The sequence below is a fragment of the Rhodoblastus sp. genome, assembly GCF_041915505.1.
Lineage (GTDB): Bacteria > Pseudomonadota > Alphaproteobacteria > Rhizobiales > Beijerinckiaceae > Rhodoblastus.
In genome coordinates, this window is record NZ_JAYSBG010000354.1 from 1 (window position 1) to 3,486 (window position 3,486).

General features: G+C 66.4%; 5 protein-coding genes. 1 reads left to right on the forward strand and 4 read right to left on the reverse strand.

Annotated elements, in window-relative coordinates:
* On the forward strand, window positions 1-628 hold a 628-nt coding region (locus tag ACE3S9_RS16800), incomplete at its 5' end, for a class I SAM-dependent methyltransferase (protein WP_374547624.1).
* A gap of 15 nt (window positions 629-643) precedes the next feature.
* On the opposite strand, the gene ACE3S9_RS16805 is transcribed toward ACE3S9_RS16800, so the two are convergent.
* From ACE3S9_RS16805 to ACE3S9_RS16820, 4 genes are all read right to left on the reverse strand, one after another.
* Window positions 644-1,369, reverse strand: a complete 726-nt coding sequence (locus ACE3S9_RS16805) for an SURF1 family protein (RefSeq protein ID WP_374547628.1) — start codon at window positions 1,367-1,369, stop codon at window positions 644-646.
* A 21-nt stretch (window positions 1,370-1,390) separates the two neighbouring features.
* Window positions 1,391-1,762, reverse strand: a complete 372-nt coding sequence (locus ACE3S9_RS16810; RefSeq protein WP_374547625.1) for a DUF983 domain-containing protein — start codon at window positions 1,760-1,762, stop codon at window positions 1,391-1,393.
* 105 nt (window positions 1,763-1,867) lie between these two features.
* Complete coding sequence (locus ACE3S9_RS16815; RefSeq protein ID WP_374547626.1) at window positions 1,868-2,737, reverse strand: cytochrome c oxidase subunit 3; 870 nt, start codon at window positions 2,735-2,737, stop codon at window positions 1,868-1,870.
* Window positions 2,738-2,778: 41 nt separating this feature from the next.
* Window positions 2,779-3,393 carry a cytochrome c oxidase assembly protein gene (locus ACE3S9_RS16820; RefSeq protein WP_374547627.1) on the reverse strand — a complete coding sequence of 205 codons (615 nt, stop codon included), beginning with the start codon at window positions 3,391-3,393 and terminating at the stop codon, window positions 2,779-2,781.
* Between the last annotated feature and the right edge of the window lie 93 nt (window positions 3,394-3,486).

The window sequence follows — 3,486 nt, forward strand, 5'->3', positions numbered from 1 at the left end:
GGATTCGGCGGCGCTCGACGTCGCCTGCGGGCCGGGCATTCTCGCCTGCGCCTTGGCGGAACAGGTCGGCCATGTGACCGGGATCGACTTGACGCCCGCGATGATCGAACAGGCGCGCCTCAGGCAGCAGGCGGCGGGGCGGAACAATGTCGAATGGCGCATCGGCGACGCCGCCGCCTTGCCCTTCGACGCCGCCGCCTTCGACCGCGTCGTGACCCGCTACAGCTTCCACCACATGCTCGATCCCTTCCGCGTGCTGGCCGAAATGAAGCGCGTCTGCCGCGCCGGAGGGCGGATCGTGGTCATCGACGCGACGCCCTCCGCCGAAACGCAGCAGGGCTATGACCGGATGGAAAAGCTGCGCGATCCCTCGCACGCCAGCGCCCTGACGCTGGATCAATTGCTGGAGCTGGGCCGCAGGGCGGGATTGGAGACGCCCTTCATCGACAGCTATCGGCTGGAAGCCCGTCTGGAGACGCTCGCCGATGCGGGTGATATGCCGGCCTTGAGTGCGATGTTCGACGCCGACATCGCATCGGGCGAGGACGGGATCGGGGTCGGCGCCTGGCGCGCCGAGGATGGCATTCGGTTCCATTTCCCGATTTCCATCGTCGCATGGGATGTGTGAGCCGGCGCGCCGCTTTCAGCGCGCGGCCTGCTCGCGCCGCCAGACATAGACGCCGGCCACGCCAGCCAAAGTGGCGGCGAGGGCGAACCAGGTCAGGGCGTAGGACAGGTGGTTGTTCGGGATCGTCAACACCGTCGCGCCGCCCTTTGGCCAGCCGCCGGGATTGGGCGCGGCGTCGGCGTCCACCGAAAAGGGCGCGGCGTCGGCAAGGCTCCAGTGCGCGGCCAAAGCCGCCGGATCGCGGGTGAACCAGAGATTCTTGTCCGGCTCATCGGACGGCGTGAACCAATTGCGGTTTTCGGGGCCGCGCATCAGCCCGACGACCTCCACGGCGCCCGCGACCTGGCCTTCAGGCCGCGCGGCGGGGTCCATTTTTTCGGCCGGGACGAAGCCGCGATTGACGAAGACCGTTCCGCCCGCATCGAGCCGCAGCGGCGTGATGATTTCATAGCCGGCGGCGCCGCCCGCCGCGCCGGTTGCGCTGGCGCGGAACAGATAGGATTCGCGCGTGTGATCGAAGGATCCGCGCAGGACGACGTGGCGATAGTCGTAATTGTCCGGCCTGAGGCGCGGCCATTCCTCGCGCGGCGGCAAAGGCGCGGGCGGGGCGTCCCGACGCGCGGCGATCCGCGCCAGCAGGTCTTCCTTCCAGGCGAGCCGGCGCAATTGCCAGAAACCCAGGCTCATGCAGAGCCCGACGCCGATCAGCGCGCTGAGCAGCAGGACGAAATGGCGGCGCATCAGGCCCAAGGCGGGGTTTTCCTATTCGTCCCTGAGCCGGCCTTCCTCGGCCTTGTGATGATATTGCGCCGCGATCATGAAACTTTTCAGCGGTCGCAGCAGGCCGAGGCAGACGATGATCGTCAGCGGGAAAAACACCATAAGATGCACCCAGAACGGCGGCTCATAGGCGACCTCGACCCAGAGCGCGAGGCCGACCACGACGAAGCCAGCGAGCAAGGTCACCAGGACGGCGGGGCCGTCGCCGGAATCGATGAAGGAATAATCGAGCCCGCAATGGCCGCAGCGCGGGGCGAGCGTGAGGAAGCCGTCGAACAGCTTGCCCTGGCCGCAGCGCGGACATCTGCCGGCGATGGCGGCCTTGAGGGGAAACGGGGGCGGGGATTGGGCCAAGGCGCTTCATTCATGAAAATCCCTCTCCCGGCGTTCCGCCGGGAGAGGGAAAAGGGATGGCGGCCGCCGATGCATCCTCGCCGGCGGCCTGCGCTGCGGGGCCGGTCAGCCGACACTAGCCTCCGTGACCGCGCCCCACGAGCCCCACACATAGATGCAGGAGAACAGGAACAGCCAGACCACGTCAACGAAATGCCAGTACCAGGCGGCGAATTCAAAGCCGAGATGCTGCTTCGGCGTGAACTGGCCGGCATTGGCCCGGAAGAAGCAGACGATCAGGAAGATCGTGCCGACGATGACGTGGAAGCCGTGGAATCCGGTGGCCATGAAGAAGGTCGCGCCAAAGATCGAATTTTTGAACGCGAACGGCGCATGGGCATATTCATAGGCCTGGATCGAGGTGAACAGCAGGCCGAGCAGGATGGTCGAGGCGAGGCCCTTCTTGAGGCCCTCGCGGTCATTTTCGAGCAGGGCGTGATGCGCCCAGGTCACCGTGGTGCCGGAGGTCAGCAGGATCAGGGTGTTGATCAGCGGCAGGTGCCAGGGGTCGATGACCTCGATGCCCTTGGGCGGCCAATGACCGCCGGTGAAGGCGACGCGGGCATATTGGATCGCCTCGCCCGGGAACAGGCTGGCGTCGAAAAAGGCCCAGAACCAGGCGACGAAGAACATCACTTCCGAGGCGATGAACAAGGTCATGCCGTAGCGGTGGCTGATCTGGACCACCTGCGTGTGATCGCCGCTCTCGGCCTCCTTGACGACGTCGACCCACCAGAAGGCCATGATCGACAGCAGGCCGATCAGGCCGGCCCCGAACAACAGCGAACCAAGCTTGAGCCCGGCGAGGGGCAGGCCCTTCATCCAGAAAATCAGGCCGACGGCGGTGGTGAAGGCGAAGATCGAGGCGAGCAGCGGCCAGGGGCTCGGCGCCACGAGATGGTAATCGTGATTTGGCTTGGCGTGACCGTCGGCCATATGCATTCCTCCTCGCGCCCGCCTTGGGGCTTATGTTTCGCTCAGCTCTTGCCCGAATCGGCCGGCGTTTCCACCGCCTCCGTCCGGGCTGCGCCTTTCGCTGTGGAATTGGGCGGCGCGAAAAAAGTGTAGGACAGGGTGATGGCGTCGACCCGCGCCATGGTCTCGTCCTGCTCCAGCTTCGGATCGAGGAAGAACACCACCGGCCATTCGGCGGTCTCATGCGGCCCGAGTTTCTGGGCGCTGAAGCAGAAGCAGTTCAGCTTGTCGAACCAGGCGCCGGCCTGATCGGGCTGGACGTTGAAGCGCGCCACGCCTTCGGTTGGGCGGTCGGACAAATTGGCGGCGCGGAAGAAAACCGTGACGGTTTCGCCGGGACGGACCGAGATTTCCGGCGTTTCCGGCTCGAAGCGCCAGGCGAGGCCCGGTGCGACATTGGCGTCGAAGCGCACCGAGATTTTCCGCGCGCCGCGCTCGTCCGGCGCGCGCGAAGCCGATTGCGTCGTGCCGCCATAGCCCGTCGCCGAGCAGAACAGGCGATAAAGCGGAACCGCCGCGAAGGAGGCGCCCAGCATCAGCACGGCGAGCACGCCAAAGGCCGCGGCGGTCGTCCGCTGCGCGCCTCGGGTCTTGCGCGGGCCGGGGGTGGCGCTCATGGCTCAATCCGGCCGCAGGAAGACATGCGGACCAAGCCGCACGATGGTGATGGCGTAGAAGATCACGACCAGAGCGGCCACGGCGAGGCCTAT

Bases quoted from the DNA above. Each gene is read 5' to 3' on its own strand.
- ACE3S9_RS16820 (WP_374547627.1), bottom strand. From the start codon at position 3,393: ATGAGCGCCACCCCCGGCCCGCGCAAGACCCGAGGCGCGCAGCGGACG.
- ACE3S9_RS16805 (WP_374547628.1), bottom strand. From the start codon at position 1,369: ATGCGCCGCCATTTCGTCCTGCTGCTCAGCGCGCTGATCGGCGTCGGG.
- ACE3S9_RS16815 (WP_374547626.1), bottom strand. From the start codon at position 2,737: ATGGCCGACGGTCACGCCAAGCCAAATCACGATTACCATCTCGTGGCG.